The sequence below is a fragment of the Streptomyces viridosporus genome (assembly GCF_002078235.1).
GTDB classification, from domain to species: Bacteria; Actinomycetota; Actinomycetes; order Streptomycetales; family Streptomycetaceae; genus Streptomyces; species Streptomyces viridosporus.
Window position 1 is genome coordinate 1 of record NZ_MSGP01000927.1, and the last position, 798, is coordinate 798.

Here is a 798-nt window from a genome sequence, read left to right on the forward strand (position 1 = left end):
CTCTTCTACCCGGGCCGGATGAACAGCGTCGCCAGCGAGTCCGAGGCGGGCAAGACCTGGTTCGCCCTGATCGCCTGCCTCCAGGAAATCAACGGCGGCAACCACGTCCTCTACCTCGACTTCGAAGACGACGCGGGCGGCGTCGTCGGCCGGTTGCTCTGCCTCGGCGCCAACCCGGCCGACGTCCTGGAGCGCTTCCACTACGTCCGCCCGGAGAACAGCCCAAGCGACATCGACATCATCGACCTGGGGACCGTCCTCGACCACGAACCCACTCTCGCGATCGTCGACGGCGTCACCGAGGGCATGAGCCTCTTCGGCCTGGAGCTGAAGGACAACACCGACATCGCCAAGTTCGGGCGGATGCTGCTGCGCCCTTTGCAGAACTCGGGGGCCGCCGTCGTCACCCTCGACCACGTCGTCAAGTCCTCGGAGAACCGAGGCCGGTACAGCATCGGCGGCGTCCACAAGCTCAACGGGCTCAACGGCGTGATGTACATGCTGGAGAACCGGCGGCCCTTCGGCATCGGCGTGACCGGCAAATCAACCATCCGCGTCGCCAAGGACCGGCCCGGCCAGATCCGTAAGAACGGCCTGTCTCACTCCAGCGGCATGCACTGGTACGCCGACCTCGTCGTCAAGTCCGAGACCCAGGAGTACGCCGAGGCCCACCTCTACGCGCCTGTTCAGCGCGACGAGGACGACCGCGAGGCCAGCGAGGAACAGCAGCGCATCAACGCCCTCAAGCGCAGGGTGTTGGACGCACTGACTGGCGCCCGCGACCCGCTCACGGGCAAG

Annotated in this window: 1 protein-coding gene; it reads left to right on the forward strand. The window is 66.5% G+C overall.

The annotated features are described in order from the left end of the window. Positions 1–18 precede the first annotated feature (18 nt). On the forward strand, positions 19–798 hold a 780-nt coding region (locus B7L92_RS38715), incomplete at its 3' end, for an AAA family ATPase (RefSeq protein WP_081241687.1).